This is a genomic window from Streptomyces sp. NPDC053542 (assembly GCF_044544685.1).
In the GTDB taxonomy this organism is placed as follows: Bacteria; Actinomycetota; Actinomycetes; order Streptomycetales; family Streptomycetaceae; genus Streptomyces.
Genome location: NZ_JBITXL010000002.1, coordinates 549,963 through 571,348, shown reverse-complemented (window position 1 = coordinate 571,348; position 21,386 = coordinate 549,963). Strand labels below are relative to the sequence as shown.

The window sequence follows — 21,386 nt, the reverse complement described above, 5'->3', positions numbered from 1 at the left end:
TTGTCATATCTGCGGTGCAGAGATAACTAACAAGCGTGCGGCCTTTGGTGTCAAGGGAGCCGGGAGAGGTGGCGGGAATGGACCCTGTCCGATCCGCGCATGTCGGCATGCATGTCACGGAGGTCTCAACTCGGGAAAGACTGGCGGCAAAAGCTGCTTTTGATCTTGCCCCGCTTGCGTGAAGTGGACTATACCTGTCGGCGTCCGAATGGCTGTGCGCTTCGAGCCGTCCGGAACCGGGGGACCAGCGGGGAATCACACGTTTTCCCTGCGTATCTCTAGCGCGCCCGGTGCACATCCCGTACAACTCAGCTTCATCTGACCCGCGGTGCCGGGGTGGCTCCGGTACACCGCCTGAGTCCTGGAAGAAGGCGAGGACTTGAGCATGGGATCCACCTCAGAAACCAGCCGTCGCGATCTGATCAAGCGGTCCGTGGCGCTCGGAGTGTTCGCCGTCCCGACGATGAGTGTGCTCGCCTCGTGCGCGAGCGGCGGTGACAGCGGCGGCGGGGAGAAGGTCGACAAGGGCACCAAGTCCGCGAAGAACCCGCTCGCCGTCAATGAGAGCGCGGCTCTGGACGTGGTCATCTTCGACGGCGGCTTCGGCGACAAATACGCCAAGGACGCCGAGGCCCAGTACGCGGCCGCCTATCCCAAGACCAAGGGAAAGATCAAGCACGCCTCCACGCAGAAGATCCAGTCCACGCTGCAGCCCCGCTTCAACGGCGGCAACCCGCCCGACCTGGTCGACAACTCCGGTGCGGAGCAAATGGACTTCAGCACCCTGGTCGGCAAGGACCAGCTGACGGACCTCACGCCGCTGCTCGACGCCCCCTCGGTCGACGACCCGAGCAAGAAGGTACGCGACACGCTGCGCCCCGGCGTCGTGGAAATGGGCCAGTTCGGCGGCTCGGAGATCTGGACCCTGTACTACGCCTACACCGTTTACGGCGTCTGGTACTCCAAGACCAATCTCAAGAAGCTGGACGCGGAATACCCGGAGACCTGGGACGACATGCTCGCGCTCTGCGCGAAGGCGAAGAAGAAGGGCATCGCCGGCTGGACGTATCCCGGCAAGTACCCGTACTACGTGCCGTTCAGCCTGTACCCCTTCATCGCGAAGATCGGCGGCGCCGACGTGCTGCGCCGGATCGACAACCTGGAGCCGGGCGCGTGGAAGGACCCGGCGGTGCGCGCCGCGTTCGAGGCGTACTACGAGCTGTACAAGAAGGGGTACATCCTCAAGGGCAGCCCGGGCCTGGACCACCTGCAGTCGCAGAAGGCGTGGGCCGAGGGCAAGGCGCTGTTCATCCCGAACGGCTCCTGGGTGGAGAACGAGTCCAGCAAGCAGATCGAGGCGGCCGGCAACTTCGACCTCGCCGTGGGCGCCCCCTCCAGCCTGGACTCCTCCGACAAGATGCCGTTCGGGACGCTCTGGGCCTCCGGCGGCGAGCCGTTCATCGTGCCCAAGCAGGCGAAGAACGCCGAGGGCGGCATGGAACTGCTGCGCATCATGCTCAGCGAGAAGTCCTCCAAGAACTTCACGAAGCAGGTCTCCTCGCTCACCTCGCTGAACGGCGGTACCGAGGGACTGACGCTGCCGCCCGGCCTGTCGTCCGCGCAGCAGGCCCTGGAGAAGGCCGGCAAGAACGTCCTCAACCCCCGGCTGCAGGACTGGTACGTGGCCCTGCAGAAGGAGAAGATCGGCGTCGGCTGCATCGGCGAGATGATGGCCGGCCGGCTGACGCCGGCCGAGGCCATCAACAAGATCCAGAAGTATGCGGACGAGACCCGCAAGGACCCCAGCGTGAAGAAGTACAAGCGCTGACCGACGAATTCGCTGTGTCACCAGCGGCAGCCGCCGCAGGACAAGAACGGGATCGTACGTCATGCAGCACGGTAAATACCGTTTCATCGCCGGGTTCCTGATCCTTCCGCTGGCCATCTACGCGGTCTTCGTGATCTCCCCGTTCGTGCAGGCGATCTACTACTCCTTCACGGACTGGACGGGTCTCAGTTCCGATTTCGGGATGGTCGGGTTCGACAACTACGCGCGGCTCTTCCAGGACGGCGTGTTCTGGTCCGCGGTGGGCAACAGTGTGACCCTGCTTCTGCTGCTGCCGGTGGTGACGATTTCGCTGGCGCTGTTCTTCGCGTTCATGCTCAACGTCGGTGGCCGCCGCACGAAAAAGGCGGTCATCGGCGGGGTGCGCGGCTCGGGCACGTACAAGATTCTCTATTTCTTCCCGCAGGTGCTGTCGGTGCCGATCGTCGCTCTGCTGTTCCAGTTCGCGTACAACCCGGAGAGCGGCGCGCTCAATTCGGCGCTCTCCGCGGTCGGCCTGGACTCCGTTCAGCCGGACTGGCTGGGCGACCCGCAGCTCGCGCTGTGGTGCGTCATGGGCGCCATGGTGTGGGCCAACGTGGGTTTTTACGTGGTCCTCTTCTCCGCCGGCATGAGCTCCATTCCGAAGGATTTCTACGAGGCCGCGCTGCTGGACGGCGCGGGCCGCGCGAACACGTTCTTCCGCATCACCCTGCCGCTGCTCTGGGACACCGTGCAGACCGGCTGGATCTACATGGGAATCCTGGCCCTGGACGTGTCGGCCTTCGCGTTCGTGCAGATCATGAGCGTCGGCCCGGGCGGCCCGGACTACTCGACGGAAGTACTGCCGCTGTACGTCTACCAGAAGACCTTCCGTGACGGTCAGGCCGGCTACGCCACCGCGATCGGCGTCTCGCTGCTCATCGTCACCCTGATCTTCGCGGCCGTCGTCATGCGGCTGGGCCGTCGAGAGCGACTGGAGTTCTGATGACCGCACAGACCGATCCCCCTGAGCTCCAGGGCGTCACGAAGGGCTCCGCGCAGGACCTCGCGCAGGGCGGCGGTACGGGCGCGGGCGGCGCGGCACCGGAGCCGCACGCGCCGGCCGGCCGCGGTGCCGGCCGGGGCAGGAAGGGCGGCAGCGAGGGCGGCGTCCTGAACGTCTTCTCGCACGGCGTGCTGGTGATCTGGGGCGTCCTCGTCACCATGCCGCTGCTGTGGGCCGTGGTCAGCTCGTTCAAGGACGACTCGGAGATCTTCGGCTCGCCGTGGGGGCTGCCCTCCGCGCTGCACTTCGAGAACTGGGCGCGGGCCTGGGAAAAGGCCAACATGGCCCAGTACTTCGGCAACTCGCTGATCGTGGTGGGCGGCTCGCTGGTCGGCACGATGCTGCTCGGCTCGATGGCCGCGTACGTACTCGCCCGCTTCGAGTTCCCCGGGAACCGTTTCATCTACTTCCTGTTCGTCGGCGGCATGGGCTTCCCGGTGATCCTGGCGCTGGTGCCGCTGTTCTTCGTCATGAAGAACATGGCGCTGCTGGACACGTACCACGGCCTGATCCTGGTCTACATCGCCTATTCGCTGCCGTTCACCGTCTTCTTCCTCAGCGGGTTCTTCCGCACGCTGCCGTCCTCGGTGGCCGAGGCCGCGCTCATCGACGGCGCCTCGCACGCGCGGACGTTCTTCCAGGTCATGCTGCCGATGGCCAAGCCCGGCCTGATCAGCGTCGGCATCTTCAACTTCCTGGGGCAGTGGAACCAGTACCTGCTGCCGACGGTCCTCAACGTCGGCGACCCCGACAAGAAGGTGCTGACCCAGGGCCTGGTCGCGCTGGCCGTCAGCCAGGGGTACAAGGGCGACTGGTCGGGGCTGTTCGCGGGCCTGACCATCGCGATGCTGCCGGTGCTGGCGGCGTACATCGTCTTCCAGCGCCAGGTGGTCGCGGGGCTGACCGCGGGGGCGGTGAAGTAGCCCGCAGACCGCCGGTCTTTCCGGGGCCTCCCGCCGGTGTCCGCGGCGGGAGGCCCTGGGGTGTGTCCACGCCCCGTGTCGGCCGTCGTGCGTGGATATCCGCCCCGCGGCGGTCGAGGACTTGACGGGAGCGGACCCGGGCGGCTCAGCTTAGATTCACATGTTGGAGACAAGCCGGGCCCCATTGGTGTGGCCCGGCCGGCGGGCGGTCGTCGTGCCGCCCGCGGCAGGCGGGAGTGGATGAGTCGATGGAGACTCCGGGGTCGCAGTCCTCGCTGCACCGGGCCAATCTTGAACGGGTCGTGCGTGCCGTACGGATGGCGGGATCGCTCACCCAGGCGGAGATCGCCCGGACCACCGGGCTGTCGGCGGCCACGGTCTCCAACATCGTGCGGGAGCTGAAGGACGGCGGGACCGTGGAGGTCACGCCCACCTCGGCGGGCGGCCGCCGGGCCCGCTCCGTCTCGCTCTCCGGCGACGCGGGCGTCGTGGTCGGCGTCGACTTCGGCCACAGCCATCTGCGGGTGGCGGTCGGCAACCTCGCGCACCAAGTGCTCGCCGAGGAGTCCGAGCCGATCGACGTGGACGCCTCGGCCGCCGAGGGCTTCGACCGGGCCGAGCAGCTGGTGAGCCGGCTGGTGGAGACCACCGGCATCGACCGGTCCAAGGTCGTCGGGGTGGGCCTCGGCGTGCCGGGCCCGATCGACGTGGTCTCCGGGACGCTCGGCTCGACCGCGATCCTGCCGGGCTGGTCCGGCACGAACCCCGGCGAGGAGCTGTCGGAGCGGCTCGGCGTGCCGGTGCACGTCGACAACGACGCCAACCTCGGCGCGCTCGGCGAGCTGGTGTGGGGCGCCGGGCGGGGCGCCGCCGACCTCGCGTACATCAAGGTGGCCACCGGCGTCGGCGCCGGGCTGGTGATCAGCGGGCAGATCTACCGCGGCCCGGGCGGCACGGCGGGCGAGATCGGGCACATCACGCTGGACGAGTCGGGCCCGGTGTGCCGCTGCGGCAACCGCGGCTGCCTGGAGACCTTCGCCTCGGCCCGGTACGTACTGCCGCTGCTCCAGCCGAGTCACGGCCCGGATCTCACCATGCCGGACGTCGTCCAGCTGGCGCGCGACGGCGACCCGGGCTGCCGCCGGGTCATCGCGGACGTCGGCCGGCACATCGGCAGCGGCGTGGCGAACCTGTGCAATCTGCTGAACCCGAGCCGGGTGGTGCTCGGCGGCGATCTGGCGGAGGCCGGGGAGCTGGTGCTCGCGCCGATCCGCGAGTCGGTGTCGCGGTACGCCATCCCCAGTGCGGCGCGTCAGCTCGGCGTCGTACCGGGCACGCTGGGCGGCCGGGCCGAGGTGCTGGGCGCGCTGGCGCTGGTGCTCAGCGAGATGGGGGACTCCACGCTGCTGGACGGCACGGTCGCCGCGGACGCTCCCGCCATCGCCTGACCCGGCACGGCCCGACCCGCCATTGTCTGAAGCGAAAGAGGCGCCCCAGCACTGCTGGGGCGCACTCTGAGTTCACACAGCTAACGGATGGCACCGTTGTCATCTCGTTAAGGATTTACTCCTTGACGCCCCGCGAGCGGCCGAGTTGACTCCAAGCACCTCGGCCGCAAGGACGCGGCCATGTCAGGGAGGGCCATCCCCATGAACGCATTTGTGCGTCGCGTCGTCATAGCCACCACCGCGGTCTCCATGGCCGCGACCGTGGCCGCCTGCGGCAAGGCCGGCAGCGGCGACGACAGCGGTGGTGACAAGAAGACCATCGGCCTCTTGCTGCCGGAGAACAAGACCACGCGCTACGAGACCTTCGACCGCCCGTTCATCGAGCAGAAGATCGAAGAGCTCTGCTCGGACTGCGTCGTGAAGTACAACAACGCCGCGCAGGAGACCGAGACCCAGAAGAAGCAGTTCGACGCGCTGATCACGCAGGGCGTCAAGGTCATCATCCTGGACGCGGTCGACTTCAAGGCGACCAAGTCCTGGGTGAACCAGGCCGCCAAGAAGGGCGTCAAGGTCGTCGCGTACGACCGCCTCGCCGAGGGCGACATTTCGGCATACGTGTCCTACGACAACGAGAAGATCGGCCGCCTCCAGGGCGAGGGCCTGGTCAAGGCGCTGGGCAGCGACGCCAAGAACGCCAACGTTGTCATGATCAACGGCTCGCCGACCGACCCGAACGCCCCCTTCTTCAAGAAGGGCGCGCACACGGTCCTCGACAAGCAGGTCAAGAAGGTCGTCTACGAGCAGGACATCCCGGACTGGTCGCCGGACGAGGCCAACAAGAAGATGAACTCGGCGATCGACGCGGTCGGAAAGGACGGCTTCCAGGGCGTCTACTCCGCCAACGACGGCATGGCCGGCGGCATCATCACCGCGCTGAAGCAGCGCAAGGTCGACGTCCCGGTCGGCGGCCAGGACGCCGAGCTGGCCGGTCTGCAGCGGATCCTGAAGGGCGAGCAGGCTTTCACCATCTACAAGCAGATCAAGCCGCAGGCCGAGACCACCGCGGAGGTCGCGGTCAAGCTCCTCAAGGGCGAGAAGCTCGGCTCCCTCACCCCGGACAAGGTCGACAGCCTCAGCGGCGAGGTCAAGGGCATCCCGGCGAAGCTGTACGACGCGCAGATCGTGACCAAGGGCGACATCCAGGACACGATCATCAAGGACAAGGTCTACAAGGCGAGCCAGCTCTGCACCGCGGACTACAAGAAGGCGTGCGAGGAAGCCGGCATCAAGTAACCCCTCGGGCGGCCCGCGCCGGACGGTGCGCGCCCGCCCCGGCCCGTGGCCCGCGCCCGCGAGAGGCGCGGGCCGCCGGGCAGCCTCGTACGCACCATTCCCGCCCGACAGGCGGCGAAGGAGATGATTCACGTGTCCGCTGCGCCCGTGCTGGCGTTGCGCTCGGTCTCCAAGCGGTTCGGCGCCGTCCAGGCGCTGACGGACGTCACGCTGGAGATCGAAGCCGGTGAGGTGGTCGCCCTGGTCGGCGACAACGGCGCCGGCAAGTCGACCCTCGTCAAGACCATCGCCGGGGTCCACCCCATCGACGAAGGCGCCATCGAGTGGGAGGGGCGCCCGGTCCGCATCAACCGGCCGCACGACGCCCAGGAGCTCGGCGTCGCCACCGTCTACCAGGACCTCGCGCTCTGCGACAACCTCGACGTCGTCGCCAACCTCTTCCTCGGCAGCGAGCTGCGCCGCGCCTCCGTGCTGGACGAGATAGCCATGGAGAAGCGCGCCAAGGAGCTGCTGGACACCCTGTCCATCCGCATCCCCAGCGTCCGCATCCCCGTCGCGGCGCTCTCCGGCGGCCAGCGCCAGGTCGTCGCCATCGCCCGCGCGCTGATCGGCGACCCCAAGGTCGTCATCCTCGACGAGCCGACCGCGGCGCTCGGCGTCGAGCAGACCGCGCAGGTCCTCGACCTCGTCGAGCGGCTCCGCGAGCGCGGCCACGGCGTCATCCTCATCAGCCACAACATGGCCGACGTGCAGGCCGTCGCGGACCGCGTCGCGGTGCTGCGCCTCGGCCGCAACAACGGCGTCTTCCCCGTCGCGGACACCTCCCACGAAGAGATCATCGCCGCGATCACCGGCGCCTCGGACAACGCCGTCACGCGCCGCAAGGCCCGCACGGACCAGGTCAAGAAGGAGCAGGGCGCGTCATGAGCAGCGACCTCACCAAGAGCGAGAGCGCGGCGGGCGCCCCGGCGGACCAGGGCGCCGTCCCGGCCGCGGCCGTCGACCCCCGCCTGCTCGTCCGCGAGCAGGGCTTCAAGGGGTACTGGACCGACTTCACCCGGCGGATGCGCGGCGGCGAGCTGGGCTCGCTCCCGGTCGTCCTCGGCCTGATCGTCATCGCGGTCATCTTCCAGCTGCAGACCAGCAGCTTCCTGTCGGCCGGCTCCCTCGCCAACATCGGCGTCTACACCTCCGGCCTCGGCATCATGGCCGTCGGCATCGTCTTCGTCCTGCTGCTGGGCGAGATCGACCTCTCGGTCGGCTCGGTGGCGGGCGTCGGCGCCGCGGTCTGGGCCGTGCTCAGCGTCAGCAACGGCCTGAACGACTGGCTGTCCGTACTGATCGCCCTCGCCTGTGGTCTCCTCATCGGCACGCTGCACGGCTTCTTCTTCGCCAAGATCGGCGTGCCCGCCTTCGTGGTCACCCTGGCCGGCTTCCTCGGCTGGAGCGGCCTGCAGATCTGGCTGATGGGCAGTGAAGGCTCCATCAACACGCCGGACGACAGCGTGGTGGCCTACCTCACCGGCTACTACTTCGAGGACAAGGCCGCGGCGTACGGGCTGGCGCTGGTCGCGGTCCTCGCGTACGCGGGCTCGCTGCTGCTGGACACCAAGCGGCGCAAGGCCGCCGGGCTGCCCTCGCGGCCGCTGAGCGAGGTGGGCCTGCGTACCGCCGTGGTCGCGGTGATCGCCTTCGTCGTCGCGTACGTGCTCAACGAGCCGGCCGGCGCGCGCGGCCTGCCGCTCGCCCTCGTCGTCTTCCTGGCCGTCCTGGTCGTCGCCGACTTCGTGGTCCGCCGTACCAGCTACGGCCGGCAGATCTTCGCGGTCGGCGGCAACGCGGAGGCCGCCCGCCGGGCCGGCATCAATGTCGACAAGGTCCGGATCACGGTCTTCGCGATCTCCGGGATGCTGGCCGTGTTCGGCGGGCTCTTCATCGCCAGCCTGCAGGGCGGTGCCACGAAGAACCTCGGCGCGGGCAACACGCTGATGAACGTGATCGCCGCGGCGGTCATCGGCGGCACCAGCCTCTTCGGCGGCCGCGGCAAGATCTGGTCGGCGCTGCTGGGCATGCTGGTGATCCAGTCCATCCAGCAGGGCCTGAACCTGCTGGGCATGGCCAGCGAGATCCAGTACATGATCACGGGCGCGGTGCTGCTGGCCGCCGTCGTGATCGACTCGGTCTCCCGGCGGACCCAGAAAACGGCCGGCCGCACGTAACAGCTCTGCCACGGAAATCTGACACGCGCGGGCCGCCGTCACGGCCCCTGCCCGGTTCCCTGCGGGCAGGGGCCATATGCGTGACATTCCTCGCACGGCCCGGGCACAGCCGCGGCGCGCGGAACATTAGACTCGTCTGATCGGCAAGCTCGATCAGCTCGGACCGGTAGCGAAGGTCCGGAAAACAGCTCGACGCACAAGGAGGCACGGGTGGCTCTGCTGACCCGTATCAGGGGACCGCGCGATCTGGACCGGCTCGGCCCGGAGCAGCTCGAGCAGCTCGCGGCGGAGATCCGGACGTTCCTGGTCGACGCCGTCTCCAAGACCGGCGGACACCTCGGCCCGAACCTCGGCGTGGTCGAGCTGACCATCGCCCTGCACCGTGTGTTCCACTCGCCCCAGGACAAGGTCCTCTTCGACACCGGTCACCAGTCCTATGTTCACAAGCTGCTGACCGGCCGCCAGGACTTCTCGAAGCTGCGTGCCAAGGGCGGCCTGTCCGGCTACCCCTCGCGCGCCGAGTCCGAGCACGACGTCATCGAGAACAGCCACGCCTCCACGGTGCTCGGCTGGGCCGACGGGCTGGCCAAGGCCAACCAGGTGCGCGGCAAGGACGACCACGTCGTCGCGGTGATCGGCGACGGCGCGCTCACCGGCGGCATGGCCTGGGAGGCGCTGAACAACATCGCGGTCGCCAAGGACCGCCCGCTGGTCATCGTCGTCAACGACAACGAGCGCTCGTACGCGCCGACCATCGGCGGCCTGGCCAACCACCTCGCCACGCTCCGTACGACCGACGGCTACGAGCGCTTCCTGGCCCGCGGCAAGGACCTGCTGGAGCGCACCCCGGTCGTCGGCAAGCCGCTGTACGAGACGCTGCACGGCGCGAAGAAGGGCCTGAAGGACTTCATCGCCCCGCAGGGCATGTTCGAGGACCTGGGCCTGAAGTACGTCGGCCCGATCGACGGCCACGACATGGAGGCGCTGGAGTCCGCACTGCAGCGCGCCAAGCGCTTCGGCGGGCCGGTCATCGTGCACTGCCTGACCGAGAAGGGCCGCGGCTACGAGCCCGCCGAGCAGGACGAGGCCGACCGCTTCCACGGCATCGGCGTGATCCACCCCGACACGGGCCTCCCGGTCTCCGCCTCCGGCGCCGACTGGACCTCCGTCTTCGGCGAGGAGATGGTCAAGCTCGGCCGGGAGCGCAAGGACATCGTCGCGATCACCGCGGCGATGCTGCAGCCGGTCGGCCTGAAGAAGTTCGCCGAGGCGTTCCCCGAGCGGATCTACGACGTGGGCATCGCCGAGCAGCACGGCGCGGTCTCCGCGGCGGGCCTGGCCACCGGCGGCCTGCACCCGGTCTTCGCGCTGTACGCGACGTTCCTGAACCGCGCCTTCGACCAGGTCCTGATGGACGTGGCGCTGCACAAGTGCGGCGTCACCTTCGTCCTGGACCGCTCCGGCGTCACCGGCACCGACGGTGCCTCGCACAACGGCATGTGGGACATGTCGCTGCTGCAGGTCGTCCCCGGCCTGCGGATCGCCGCGCCGCGCGACGCCGACCAGGTACGCGCCCAGCTGCGCGAGGCCGTCGAGGTCGACGACGCGCCGACCGTGGTGCGCTACTCCAAGGGCGCGGTCGGCCCGGCCGTCGAGGCCGTGGGCCGGATCGGCGGCATGGACGTGCTGCGCGCACCGGCGAAGGACGTCAAGAAGCCCGACGTGCTGCTGGTCTCCGTCGGCGCGCTCGCCCCGATGTGCCTGGAGATCGCCGATCTGCTGGACAAGCAGGGCATCTCCACGACCGTCGTCGACCCGCGCTGGGTCAAGCCGGTCGACGCGGCCCTGCCGGGCCTGGCCGACCGCCACCGCGTCGTGGTCACGGTCGAGGACAACATCCGCTCCGGCGGCGTCGGCTCCGCCGTCGCACAGGCGCTGCGGGACGCGGGCGTGGACGTGCCGCTGCGCGACTTCGGTATCCCCGAGAAGTTCCTCGACCACGCGTCGCGCAAGGAGATCCTGGCGGAGATCGGCCTCACCGCGCCGGACATCGCCCGCCAGGTCACCGGCCTGGTCGCGAAGATCGACGGCCGTTACGAGGACACCGCGGACACCGAGGACGCGCCGGCCGCCGAGCCGGCCCAGGTCGCCCAGGACTGACCGGTTTGACGCCGGAGGGACCGGTCCGCACTCCTCCGGGTGCGGGCCGGTCCCTCCGCATATCGAGTGATCTGTGGCGCCTTCGGGCACGCCGTCGGTGACCTTTCCCCGCTATTGCCGAGACTCGGTCAGTTGGGGATTCATAGACGGTCGCCCGGAGGTTCGCCCATGAGCAGTTCGTTGCCGGATCAGGAGGGCCGCCGCCGCGGCCTCTTCCGCACCAAGACGGTCGAGGAGTCGATCCGCGACACCGAGGAGCCCGAGCACGCGCTCAAGAAGTCACTGTCCGCGCTGGACCTCACGGTCTTCGGCGTCGGGGTGATCATCGGCACCGGGATCTTCGTCCTCACCGGCAAGATCGCCAAGGAGACGGCGGGCCCGGCGGTCGCCCTCTCCTTCATCGTCGCCGGTGTGGTCTGCGCGCTGGCCGCCCTCTGCTACGCCGAGTTCGCCTCCACCGTCCCGGTCGCCGGCTCCGCGTACACCTTCTCCTACGCCTCGCTGGGCGAGTTCCCGGCCTGGATCATCGGCTGGGACCTGGTCCTCGAGCTGGCGCTGGCCTGTGCGGTGGTGTCGGTGGGCTGGTCCGGCTACATCCGCTCGCTGCTGGACTCCGCGGGCGTACAGCTGCCGGCGGGCCTCTCCGGTACGCACGAAGGGCAGTTCGGGTTCGACCTGCTGGCCTGCATCCTCGTGCTCGTCCTGACGGCCATCCTGGTCGCGGGCATGAAGCTGTCCTCGCGGGTGACCGCGGTGGTCGTGGGCGTCAAGGTCACCGTCGTACTGATCGTCATCGCGGTCGGCGCGTTCTTCATCAACGGCTCGAACTACCAGCCGTTCGTACCGGATTCCGTGCCCAGCGAGGGCGGCAGCGGCTGGCAGGCGCCGCTGGTCCAGCTGATGTTCGGCTTCACCCCGGCGAACTTCGGGGCGATGGGCATCTTCGCGGCCGCCGCCGTGGTCTTCTTCGCCTTCATCGGCTTCGACATCGTCGCCACCGCCGCCGAGGAGGCCCGCAATCCGCAGCGCGACGTGCCGCGCGGCATCCTCGGCTCGCTGGTCATCTGTACGGTGCTCTACGTCGCCGTGTCCATCGTCGTCACCGGCATGCAGAAGTACAGCAGGCTGTCCACGGACGCGCCGCTCGCCGACGCCTTCAAGGACATCGGGCACCCCTTCTGGGCCGGCCTGATCAGCTTCGGCGCGGCCGTCGGCCTCACCTCGGTCAGCATGATCCTGCTGCTCGGCCAGAGCCGGGTCTTCTTCGCGATGAGCCGCGACGGACTGCTGCCGCGGGTGTTCTCCACGGTCCACCCGCGCTTCGGTACGCCCTACCGGTCCACGATCGCGCTCGGCGTGGTGGTCGCCGTGGTGGCCGGCTTCACCTCCATCGACGTCCTCGCCGAGCTGGTCAACATCGGCACGCTGTTCGCCTTCGTCGTGGTGGCGCTGGGCGTGATGATTCTCCGCCGCACCCGCCCCGACCTGCCGCGTTCCTTCCGTACCCCGCTGGTGCCGCTGGTGCCGGTCCTGTCGGTGCTGGCGTCCCTGTGGCTGATGGTCAATCTGACGGCGGAGACCTGGCTGCGGTTCGCGATCTGGATGGCCGTCGGGCTCGCCTTCTACTTCGTGTACGGGCGGTCGCACAGCCGGATGGGCCGCCGCGGCTGACGGCTCCTCATCTGCCGTACGCCCGGCGGCCGCCGGTGCCTGCCGGGCGTACGGAACGGGGGCCCGCCACCCGGGCGCCCAGCGCCTCCACCCGGGCCCGCAGCCCGCGGTCGGCCGTCACGACCACGCACGCCTGCCCCTCGGGCCGGGCCGCGACCAGTTCGACGATGCGGTCGTCGCCGCTGCCGTCGGCCGACTCGACCCGTACGCCGGCGACGCTCGCCACGCCGCGCGCCGCGCCCTCCACGACGAGCACCAGCTCCACCGGCGGGTCCGCGAGGCCGGGCAGCCCGCTCTCGCCGTACGCCACGAGGCCGTCGCGCAGCCGCTCGGCCGCGCCCCGCCGGTCGTGCCACCAGCCGTCCGGCACGGAGCCGACGACATTCGCGCCGTCGACGATCAGAGTCGTCATCACTGTCATGCGTTCATCGTGGCACCCCACGGACGCCGTGGAGATCGTTCCCCGCAAATCGACAACCTGGGGTTGACGCCCCGACCATCGTCAACCTACCGTTGACGCATGGCAGATTCCGTGGAACCCGTACGCAGCACGCATCCGGTACGCCTCGACGACCTGATCGAGGCCATCAAGAAGGTGCACACCGACGCCCTCGACCAGCTCACCGACGCGGTACTGGCCGCCGACCACCTCGGCGACGTGGCCGACCACCTGATCGGCCACTTCGTGGACCAGGCCCGCCGCTCCGGCGCGTCCTGGACGGAGATCGGCAAGAGCATGGGCGTCACCAAGCAGGCCGCCCAGAAGCGCTTCGTCCCGAAGGGCCCGGCGACCTCGGACCTCGACCCGAACGAGGGCTTCAGCCGCTTCACGCCGCGCGCCCGCAACGTCGTCGTCACCTCCCAGAACGAGGCCAAGGCGGCCGGCCACACCGAGATCCGGACCGGCCACCTGCTCCTCGGCCTCCTCGCCGAACCGGAGGGGCTCGCGATGAAGGCGATCGCCGCCCAGGGCAGCACGCCCGAGGCCCTGCGCGAGGCCGCCACCGCCGCCCTGCCGCCGGCCACCGACGGCGACGTCCCCGCCCTCATCCCCTTCGACGCCGCGGCCAAGAAGGCCCTGGAACTGACCTTCCGCGAGGCCCTGCGCCTCGGCCACAACTACATCGGCACCGAGCACATCCTGCTCGCCCTGCTGGAACAGGAGGACGGCGACGGCGTACTGACCACCCTCGGCCTCACCAAGCAGGCCACCGAGGAATGGGTCACGGAGGCCCTGGAGGCCCTCATGGCATCCCGCCGGCCCGAGTGACGGGCAGTCACACCCCCGAGCTCACCGCTGCCGCACCGGAGGGCAGTAGCCGGTCTTCTCGCCGATGGTGTTGATCTCGGCGTTGGGCCGGGGGTCGCCCGCGTAGTTCACCTGGTCCGTGCAGCTCACGTCGGGCTTCTTGGGGGTGCCCGACGGCGTGCCGCCCTTCTGCGGCGCCGGGCAGTGGCCGGTCTCCGCGCCGATGGAGTTGATCTCGGCGTTGGGCCTCGGGTCGCCCGCGTAGTTGATCCGGTCCGTGCAGCGCGCGCCGGACTTCGTGGCGGTACTCGTCGCGGTGCCCGCGGTGGCGCTCGGTGCGGTCCTGTCCGGGGCCGTGGGGGACTGCGTGGCGTGCGTGGAGGGGGCCGAGGCCGAGGTCGTGGGGGAGGGGGCGGACGAGGCGTCGGTGCCGCCCTGCTGGCAGGCGGTGAGTCCGAGCGCGGCGATGGTGATCACCATGGCGGCGGCGGCCTTGCGGGCGTGGCGGCGGGTGGTGCGGTGCGGCATGTTCGTCCCCGTTCTCGGTTCTTCTCGACGTGGTGTTCCGGTGCGTGAGAACAACAATGTCGGCCGCTGCTGGTGATCCACCGCCGTACGGCTAACGCCTCGCTAACGCACCCAGGGGAGCGGCGAGCCGTCGCACCCGCACACAAAGAACTGCCCCGGCACCACTGAGGGATGGTGCCGGGGCAGTTCGCCCGTGGGGGCGTGTGCGGCCGCGTTACGCGGGCACGCTCGCGACGCCCGGGGCCAGGAACTTCTTGCCGTTCACGCGCTCGGAGACGCCCGCGCGGTCCAGGTACGGCGTGATGCCGCCCAGGTGGAAGGGCCAGCCGGCGCCGGTGATCAGGCACAGGTCGATGTCCTGCGCCTCGGCGACGACACCCTCGTCGAGCATCAGGCCGATCTCCTGCGCGACGGCGTCCAGGACGCGGTCGCGGGTCTGCTCCTCGGTGAGGACCGTGTCGCCCTGCTGGAGGAGGGCCGCGACCTCCGGGTCCAGCTCGGGCGCGCCCGAGTCGTACACGTAGAAGCCGCGCTTGCCGGCGTCCACGACGGCCTTCAGGTTCGGCGAGACCTTGAAGCGGTCCGGGAAGGCGCGGTTCAGGGTCTCCGAGACGTGCAGGCCGATGGCCGGGCCGACCAGCTCCAGCAGGACCAGCGGCGACATCGGCAGGCCGAGCGGCTCGACGGCCTTCTCGGCGACGGCGACCGGGGTGCCCTCGTCGATGACGTTCTGGATCTCGCCCATGAAGCGGGTCAGGATGCGGTTCACGACGAACGCCGGGGCGTCCTTGCACAGGACGGCCGTCTTCTTCAGCGACTTGGCGACCGAGAAGGCCGTGGCCAGCGACGCGTCGTCGGTCTTCTCGCCGCGCACGATCTCCAGCAGCGGCAGGATCGCGACCGGGTTGAAGAAGTGGAAGCCCACGACCCGCTCGGGGTGCTTCAGCTTCGACGCCATCTCCGAGACGGAGAGCGAGGAGGTGTTGGTGGCCAGGATGGCGTGCGCCGGGGCGACCGCCTCGACCTCCGCGAACACCTGCTGCTTGACGCCCATCTCCTCGAACACGGCCTCGATGATGAAGTCCGCGTCCGCGAAGCCGTCCGCCTTGTCCAGGACGCCGGTCACCAGGCCCTTGAGGCGGTTGGCCTTGTCCTGGTTGACGCGGCCCTTGAGCAGCAGCTTGTCGATCTCGCCGTGGACGTACTCGACGCCCTTGTCGATCCGGGCCTGGTCGATGTCGGTCAGCACGACCGGCACCTCCAGGCGGCGCGCGAAGAGCAGCGCCAGCTGAGAGGCCATCAGGCCGGCGCCCACCACGCCGACCTTGGTGACCGGGCGGGCCAGCTTCTTGTCCGGCGCACCGGCCGGGCGCTTGGCGCGCTTCTGCACCAGGTTGAACGAGTAGATGCCGCTGCGCAGCTCGCCGCCCATGATCAGGTCCGCGAGGGCCTGGTCCTCGGCGTCGAAGCCCTGGCGCAGGTCGCCGTTCTTGGCCTTGGCGATGATGTCCAGCGCGCGGTACGCGGCCGGAGCGGCGCCGTGCACCTTGCCGTCGGCGATGGCCTTGCCGCGCGCCACGGCCTGGTCCCAGGCGTCGCCGCGGTCCAGCTCGGCCCGTACGACCTCGGTCTCGCCCTTGAGGACGGACGCGGTCCAGATCAGCGACTGCTCCAGGAAGTCCGCGCCCTCGAAGAGCGCGTCGGCGATCCCCAGGTCGTAGATCTGCTGGCCCTTGAGCTGCTTGTTCTGGTTGAGCGAGTTCTCGATGATGACGCTCACGGCGCGGTCGGCGCCGATCAGGTTCGGCAGCAGTACGCAACCGCCCCAGCCGGGCACCAGGCCGAGGAAGACCTCGGGCAGCGAGAAGGCCGGGACGGCCTTCGACACGGTCCGGTAGCTGCAGTGCAGACCGACCTCGACGCCGCCGCCCATGGCCGCGCCGTTGTAGTACGCGAAGGTCGGCACGGCGAGCTGCGACAGCCGCTTGAAGACGTCGTGGCCGCCCTTGCCGATGGCGAGCGCGTCCTCGTGCCTCTTCAGCAGCTCGACGCCCTTGAGGTCGGCGCCGACGGCGAAGATGAACGGCTTGCCGGTGATGCCGACGCCGACGATCTCGCCGTCCGCGGCCTCCTTCTCGACCTGGTCGATGGCGACGTTGAGGTTCGCCAGCGACTGGGGCCCGAAGGTGGTCGGCTTGGTGTGGTCGAAGCCGTTGTCCAGCGTGATGAGCGCGAAGCGGCCCGCGCCCTGCGGGAGGTCGAGGTGGCGCACGTGCGCCTGGGTCACGACCTCGTCGGGGAAGAGCTCGGCCGCGCCCTTCAGAAGCTCTGCGGTAGTAGTCACTTGTTCCCCTCGAAGTGCGGGTTCTCCCAGATCACGGTGCCACCCATGCCGAAGCCGACGCACATGGTGGTGATGCCGTAGCGGACGTGCGGCTGCTCCTCGAACTGCCGCGCCAGCTGCGTCATCAGACGCACACCGGAGGAGGCCAGCGGGTGGCCGAACGCGATGGCGCCGCCGTACTGGTTGACGCGCGGGTCGTCGTCGGCGATGCCGTAGTGGTCAAGAAGCGACAGCACCTGAACGGCGAATGCCTCATTGATCTCGAACAGACCGATGTCGTCGATCGTCAGACCGGCCTTGGCCAGCGCCTTCTCGGTCGCCGGGACCGGGCCGATGCCCATGACCTCCGGCTCGACACCCGCGAACGCGTAGTCCACCAGGCGCATCTTGACCGGCAGGCCCAGCTCGCGCGCCACGTCCTCGGCGGCGATCAGCGAGGCGGTGGCGCCGTCGTTCAGGCCGGCCGCGTTACCGGCGGTGACCCGGCCGTGCGGGCGGAACGGGGTCTTCAGGCCCGCCAGGCTCTCCAGGGTCGTGCCCGGACGCATCGGCTCGTCGGCCGTGGCCAGGCCCCAACCGGTCTCGCCGGCCTCGGCGTTGGTGCGGCGGACCGAGACGGGCACCAGGTCGGCCTGGATCTTCCCGTCCGCGTACGCCTTGGCCGCCTTCTCCTGGCTGCGCACGGCGTACTCGTCGGCGCGCTGCTTGGTGATGTGCGGCAGGCGGTCGTGCAGGTTCTCCGCCGTCATGCCCATGAAGAGGGCGGACTGGTCGACCAGCTTCTCGCTGACGAACCGCGGGTTCGGGTCGACGCCCTCGCCCATGGGGTGGCGGCCCATGTGCTCGACGCCGCCGGCCACGGCGATGTCGTACGCGCCGAAGGACACGCCGCCCGCGATGGACGTCACGGCGGTCATCGCACCCGCACACATCCGGTCGATCGAGAAGCCGGGTACGGACTGCGGCAGACCGGCCAGAATTCCGGCGGTCCGGCCCAGGGTCAGGCCCTGGTCGCCGATCTGGGTCGTCGCGGCGAGCGCGACCTCGTCGATGCGGGCCGGATCCAGATCCGGGTTGCGGCGCAGCAGCTCCCGGATGCACTTGACGACCAGGTCGTCGGCGCGGGTCTCGTGGTAGATGCCCTTCGGGCCCGCCTTGCCGAACGGGGTGCGGACGCCGTCGACGAAGACGACGTCCCTAGCGGTACGAGGCACGTTGGCTCTCCTCCAGGTGCGGGGTGGCACTGCTGCGGGGCGCACTCATGGCGCGCTGCCCACCGTCATGCTACTTGCGGGTAACCAACCTGCCCAGCCCCCTCGGCCGGAGCGGCGAACGTCACATTCACCCGCTGATGCTCCGGGGGCGTTCCGGGACTTGGCGCGATCCGGGTGGCATCGGCCGCTCTTCGCTGCGTCGCGGACTTAAGGGGACGTATCGCCCCTACTCTGCCTCCCATGGATACGAAGCGAAGGGGAATGCTCGCGCGGCGGAACCGTACGGCGGAGCTCCGTGCGGCCGGCGCGGTCTGTGCCCTCGCCCTGGCGGGCGGGCTGCTCGCCGGGTGCGGCGACGACAACAGCAGCGGCGGTGACGGCGGTACGTCGTCCCCGCCGGCGTCCGGGAGCAAGTCCGCCGGCGCCACCGCCTCTCCCGGCGCGACCGGCAAGCTCACCGCGGACCAGGCCGAGCGCAAGGCCCTCATCCCCAAGGCCAAGATCACCTACGACAAGGCGCTGTCGGCCGCCACCGCCGCCGTGTCCGGCTCCAAGCCGGTCAAGGCCGAACTGAAGAAGGGGATGGACGGCAAGCCGGAGTGGGAGACCGAGGTCGCCACCTCCGACGGCGCCAAGAGCGAGGTCATCGTCGACGCGGTCTCCGGGAAGGCGGCCAAGCCCCGAACCGACACCGACGCGGACAGCGAGGACAAGCAGAAGCTCGCCGCCCGGCTCAAGAAGGCCACGGTCACCGCCCAGGACGCGGCCAAGGTGGCCACGGACAAGAAGAAGGGCACGGTCAGCTCGGTCGAGCTGGACGACAACGACCAGGGCAAGGTGATCTGGTCCGTCGACGTCGTCACCACCAACGACTGGAACAAGACGACGTACGACATCGACGCGACCAACAAGAAGGTGCTCCGCACGCACGTCGACAAGGACTGAACCAGCACAGAATCAAGCCCGTCCGGCGTTTGAGGACAGCGCGGCCGGAGGCCGTGCTCCCCACGACGAAACGGGTGAGCCGCCCCCGGGCCGTACGCACATCGCACGCGGCCCGGGGCGGTATCCCGCCGCTCAGGCGGACAGCGCCTCCACCAGCAGGGGAGTCACCAGCTCGACCTGCCAAGGCCGCGCACCGTACCCCGCCAGCGCCTCGGAAACCGCCGACGAAGTCGGCTCCGGCGGCTCCCAGCACACCCTGCGCACCGTGTCCGGCGTGATCAGGTTCTCCTGCGGCAGCCGCAGCTCCTCGGCGAGCGCGGTCACCGCCGTACGGGCCGCGGACAGCCGGGCGGCGGCGGCCGGGTCCTTGTCGGCCCAGGCACGCGGCGGCGGGGGACCGTTCAGCGGCTGGCCGGGCTGCGGCAGCTCGGACTCGGGCAGCGCCCGCGCCCGGTCGATCGCCGCCTGCCACTGCTCCAGCTGCCGGCGGCCCATGCGGTGGCCGAAGCCGGGCAGCGCGGCGAGTGCGTGGGTGTTCGGCGGGATGTTCAGCGCGGCCTCCACGATCGCCGCGTCCCCCAGCACCTTGCCCGGCGAGACGTCGCGCTTCTGCGCGACCCGGTCGCGGGCCGTCCACAGCTCCCGTACGACCGCCATCTGCCGCCGTCGCCGCACCTTGTGCATGCCGGACGTGCGGCGCCAGGGGTCCTTGCGGGGCGGCGCCGGCGGGGCAGCGGCGATCGCCGCGAACTCCTGCCGGGCCCAGTCCAGCTTCCCCTGCCGGTCCAGCTCCTCCTCCAGCGCGTCCCGCAGGTCGACCAGCAGCTCCACGTCCAGCGCCGCGTACCGGAGCCAGGGCTCGGGCAGCGGGCGGGTGGACCAGTCCACCGCGGAGTGGCCCTTCTCCAGCGCGTAGCCGAGGACGTTCTCCACCATCGCGCCGAGGCCGACGCGGGCGAAGCCGGCCAGCCGTCCGGCCAGCTCGGTGTCGAAGAGCGAGGCGGGGAGCATCCCTATGTCGCGCAGGCAGGGCAGGTCCTGGGTCGCCGCGTGCAGTACCCACTCGGCGTCGGCGATGGCCTCGCCCAGCGCGCTCAGATCGGGACAGGCGACCGGGTCGATCAGGACGCTGCCGGCCCCTTCACGGCGCAGCTGTACCAGGTAGGCGCGCTGGCCGTAGCGGTACCCGGAGGCCCGCTCGGCGTCCACGGCGACCGGGCCGCTGCCCGCGGCGAAGGCCGCGACGACCTGCGCGAGGTCCTCGTCGGTCGCGGTCACGGGCGGGATGCCCTCGCGGGGTTCGAGAAGCGGAACCGGCGCCGGCCGGGGGTCTTCCGTTGCGTCCCCGGGGGTTCGCAGTGTCGAGTCTTCTGCGGTCTTTTGGGCGTCGGTCACCAGTCAAGGGTATCGGTGTATGCACCACGTCCGCCGAGGGAACGTTCCCTCGACGGACGCTGTGCGTATGTAAAGGCTCAATGGGTGGGGCGGACGGGCGGCCGGATGGCCTCCATGGGTGGTCCCGGTAGCCGGTGGAGGACCCCGGGGTCCGGTTACTCAGTGGATGATCCCGGTACGCAGCGCGACGGCGACCATGCCGGCCCGGTCGCCCGTGCCGAGCTTGCGGGCGATGCGGGCGAGGTGGCTCTTGACCGTGAGGGCCGAGAGCCCCATCGAGACGCCGATGGCCTTGTTCGACTGGCCTTCGGCGACCAGTCTCAGGACCTCCACCTCGCGCCCCGAGAGCTCGCGGTACCCGCCGGGGTGGCCGGGGGCGCCGGGCGGGCGGCGGTGCATGCGGGCCGCGCCCGCGCCGATGGGCGCGGCGCCGGGGCGGCCCGGGATGCCGAGGTTGGTACGGGTGCCGGTCACGACGTAGCCCTTGACGCCGCCGGCGAGGGCGTTGCGTACCGCGCCGATGTCGTCGGCGGCGGAGAGCGCGAGGCCGTTGGGCCAGCCCGCCGCCCGGGTCTCGGACAGCAGGGTGAGGCCGGAGCCGTCGGGAAGGTGGACGTCGGCCACGCAGATGTCGCGCGGGTTGCCGACGCGGGGGCGGGCCTCCGCGATGGACGATGCCTCGATCACGTCGCGCACTCCGAGGGCCCACAGGTGGCGGGTGACGGTGGAGCGGACGCGCGGGTCGGCCACGACGACCATGGCCGTCGGCTTGTTCGGGCGGTAGGCGACCAGGCTCGAAGGTTGCTCGAGGAGAACAGACACCGGGCCTCCTGGGGAGTGGCGGGGACGGAAGCCGGCTTCAGGGGAGTGAGCCGGAGTGCTCCCGTGTTTGAAGGGTCACAGACCTCTTCGGCAGTAATCCGGCCGGACTTTAGAGTTTGATCACGATTTAGTTTGGGCAATTCGGGCAAATCGGATGGGTGATCGAGGTCAGGACGGCATATGAACGCCGCGCGGGGGCCCCCCCCCCCCCGGGGGGGCCCCCCGGCGGGAAAGGGCCCGGTACCCCCAAAAAGACCGGGCAAAAAAACCCGGGACCGCCCCCCCGGGGCCCCCCCCGGCGG

At 69.9% G+C, this 21,386-nt stretch carries 17 protein-coding genes; 11 read left to right on the top strand and 6 right to left on the bottom strand.

Annotated elements, in window-relative coordinates; translation table 11 throughout:
- Nucleotides 1-385 precede the first annotated feature (385 nt).
- The 9 genes from ngcE (at nt 386) to ACIGXO_RS06770 (ending at nt 12,587) form a co-directional block, all read left to right on the top strand.
- Complete coding sequence (ngcE, locus tag ACIGXO_RS06810) at nt 386-1,828, top strand: N-acetylglucosamine/diacetylchitobiose ABC transporter substrate-binding protein (protein ID WP_399781325.1); 1,443 nt, start codon at nt 386-388, stop codon at nt 1,826-1,828.
- 61 nt (nt 1,829-1,889) lie between these two features.
- Entirely contained in the window at nt 1,890-2,813 is a 924-nt protein-coding gene (locus tag ACIGXO_RS06805) for a carbohydrate ABC transporter permease (protein WP_399781322.1), read from the top strand.
- On the top strand, nt 2,813-3,796 hold the full coding sequence (locus ACIGXO_RS06800; RefSeq protein ID WP_399781319.1) for a carbohydrate ABC transporter permease: 984 nt from the start codon (nt 2,813-2,815) through the stop codon (nt 3,794-3,796). The genes ACIGXO_RS06805 and ACIGXO_RS06800 overlap by 1 nt, the downstream gene beginning before the upstream one ends.
- A gap of 248 nt (nt 3,797-4,044) precedes the next feature.
- Entirely contained in the window at nt 4,045-5,244 is a 1,200-nt protein-coding gene (locus ACIGXO_RS06795) for an ROK family protein (RefSeq protein WP_399781316.1), read from the top strand.
- 201 nt (nt 5,245-5,445) lie between these two features.
- Entirely contained in the window at nt 5,446-6,537 is a 1,092-nt protein-coding gene (locus ACIGXO_RS06790) for a substrate-binding domain-containing protein (protein ID WP_399781313.1), read from the top strand.
- 123 nt (nt 6,538-6,660) lie between these two features.
- A complete protein-coding gene (locus ACIGXO_RS06785) occupies nt 6,661-7,464 on the top strand; it encodes an ATP-binding cassette domain-containing protein (protein WP_399781310.1) in 804 nt (267 codons plus the stop codon).
- Nucleotides 7,461-8,756 (top strand): sugar ABC transporter permease, encoded by a 1,296-nt coding sequence (locus tag ACIGXO_RS06780; RefSeq protein ID WP_399781307.1) that lies wholly within the window; start codon nt 7,461-7,463, stop codon nt 8,754-8,756. Before ACIGXO_RS06785 ends, ACIGXO_RS06780 begins: the two co-directional genes overlap by 4 nt.
- A 210-nt stretch (nt 8,757-8,966) precedes the next feature.
- Nucleotides 8,967-10,916 carry a 1-deoxy-D-xylulose-5-phosphate synthase gene (dxs, locus tag ACIGXO_RS06775; RefSeq protein WP_399781304.1) on the top strand — a complete coding sequence of 650 codons (1,950 nt, stop codon included), beginning with the start codon at nt 8,967-8,969 and terminating at the stop codon, nt 10,914-10,916.
- A gap of 168 nt (nt 10,917-11,084) precedes the next feature.
- Entirely contained in the window at nt 11,085-12,587 is a 1,503-nt protein-coding gene (locus ACIGXO_RS06770) for an amino acid permease (protein ID WP_399781302.1), read from the top strand.
- 7 nt (nt 12,588-12,594) lie between these two features.
- On the opposite strand, the gene ACIGXO_RS06765 is transcribed toward ACIGXO_RS06770, so the two are convergent.
- The gene (locus ACIGXO_RS06765; protein ID WP_399781967.1) at nt 12,595-12,999 is read right to left on the bottom strand and encodes an NTP pyrophosphohydrolase; all 405 of its coding nucleotides are present in this window, start codon (nt 12,997-12,999) and stop codon (nt 12,595-12,597) included.
- A 108-nt stretch (nt 13,000-13,107) separates the two neighbouring features.
- On the opposite strand from ACIGXO_RS06765, the gene ACIGXO_RS06760 reads away from it, so the two are divergent.
- Complete coding sequence (locus tag ACIGXO_RS06760) at nt 13,108-13,857, top strand: Clp protease N-terminal domain-containing protein (protein ID WP_399781299.1); 750 nt, start codon at nt 13,108-13,110, stop codon at nt 13,855-13,857.
- A gap of 21 nt (nt 13,858-13,878) precedes the next feature.
- On the opposite strand, the gene ACIGXO_RS06755 is transcribed toward ACIGXO_RS06760, so the two are convergent.
- The 3 genes from ACIGXO_RS06755 to ACIGXO_RS06745 all read right to left on the bottom strand — a co-directional run bounded on the left by ACIGXO_RS06755 (nt 13,879) and on the right by ACIGXO_RS06745 (nt 17,922).
- The gene (locus tag ACIGXO_RS06755; RefSeq protein ID WP_399781296.1) at nt 13,879-14,364 is read right to left on the bottom strand and encodes a hypothetical protein; all 486 of its coding nucleotides are present in this window, start codon (nt 14,362-14,364) and stop codon (nt 13,879-13,881) included.
- 214 nt (nt 14,365-14,578) lie between these two features.
- The gene (locus ACIGXO_RS06750) at nt 14,579-16,708 is read right to left on the bottom strand and encodes a 3-hydroxyacyl-CoA dehydrogenase NAD-binding domain-containing protein (protein WP_399781293.1); all 2,130 of its coding nucleotides are present in this window, start codon (nt 16,706-16,708) and stop codon (nt 14,579-14,581) included.
- Nucleotides 16,705-17,922, bottom strand: coding sequence for a thiolase family protein (locus ACIGXO_RS06745; RefSeq protein WP_399781291.1), 1,218 nt, complete (start codon nt 17,920-17,922; stop codon nt 16,705-16,707). The genes ACIGXO_RS06750 and ACIGXO_RS06745 overlap by 4 nt, the downstream gene beginning before the upstream one ends.
- A gap of 240 nt (nt 17,923-18,162) precedes the next feature.
- Here ACIGXO_RS06745 and ACIGXO_RS06740 point away from each other — a divergent pair, with 240 nt between their 5' ends.
- Entirely contained in the window at nt 18,163-18,867 is a 705-nt protein-coding gene (locus tag ACIGXO_RS06740) for a PepSY domain-containing protein (protein ID WP_399781288.1), read from the top strand.
- A gap of 132 nt (nt 18,868-18,999) precedes the next feature.
- On the opposite strand, the gene ACIGXO_RS06735 is transcribed toward ACIGXO_RS06740, so the two are convergent.
- Together ACIGXO_RS06735 and ACIGXO_RS06730 are read right to left on the bottom strand one after the other, a co-directional pair.
- Nucleotides 19,000-20,262 carry a ribonuclease D gene (locus ACIGXO_RS06735; RefSeq protein ID WP_399781286.1) on the bottom strand — a complete coding sequence of 421 codons (1,263 nt, stop codon included), beginning with the start codon at nt 20,260-20,262 and terminating at the stop codon, nt 19,000-19,002.
- 159 nt (nt 20,263-20,421) lie between these two features.
- Entirely contained in the window at nt 20,422-21,084 is a 663-nt protein-coding gene (locus tag ACIGXO_RS06730; protein WP_030261220.1) for a response regulator transcription factor, read from the bottom strand.
- Between the last annotated feature and the right edge of the window lie 302 nt (nt 21,085-21,386).

Excerpts from the sequence above, each read along its gene's own strand:
- ACIGXO_RS06740 (WP_399781288.1), top strand. The coding sequence starts at position 18,163 with ATGGATACGAAGCGAAGGGGAATGCTCGCGCGGCGGAACCGTACGGCG.
- ACIGXO_RS06800 (WP_399781319.1), top strand. The coding sequence starts at position 2,813 with ATGACCGCACAGACCGATCCCCCTGAGCTCCAGGGCGTCACGAAGGGC.
- ACIGXO_RS06765 (WP_399781967.1), bottom strand. The coding sequence starts at position 12,999 with ATGACGACTCTGATCGTCGACGGCGCGAATGTCGTCGGCTCCGTGCCG.
- ACIGXO_RS06755 (WP_399781296.1), bottom strand. The coding sequence starts at position 14,364 with ATGCCGCACCGCACCACCCGCCGCCACGCCCGCAAGGCCGCCGCCGCC.
- ACIGXO_RS06770 (WP_399781302.1), top strand. The coding sequence starts at position 11,085 with ATGAGCAGTTCGTTGCCGGATCAGGAGGGCCGCCGCCGCGGCCTCTTC.
- ACIGXO_RS06780 (WP_399781307.1), top strand. The coding sequence starts at position 7,461 with ATGAGCAGCGACCTCACCAAGAGCGAGAGCGCGGCGGGCGCCCCGGCG.
- ACIGXO_RS06785 (WP_399781310.1), top strand. The coding sequence starts at position 6,661 with ATGATTCACGTGTCCGCTGCGCCCGTGCTGGCGTTGCGCTCGGTCTCC.
- ngcE (WP_399781325.1), top strand. The coding sequence starts at position 386 with ATGGGATCCACCTCAGAAACCAGCCGTCGCGATCTGATCAAGCGGTCC.
- ACIGXO_RS06760 (WP_399781299.1), top strand. The coding sequence starts at position 13,108 with ATGGCAGATTCCGTGGAACCCGTACGCAGCACGCATCCGGTACGCCTC.
- ACIGXO_RS06795 (WP_399781316.1), top strand. The coding sequence starts at position 4,045 with ATGGAGACTCCGGGGTCGCAGTCCTCGCTGCACCGGGCCAATCTTGAA.
- ACIGXO_RS06790 (WP_399781313.1), top strand. The coding sequence starts at position 5,446 with ATGAACGCATTTGTGCGTCGCGTCGTCATAGCCACCACCGCGGTCTCC.
- ACIGXO_RS06805 (WP_399781322.1), top strand. The coding sequence starts at position 1,890 with ATGCAGCACGGTAAATACCGTTTCATCGCCGGGTTCCTGATCCTTCCG.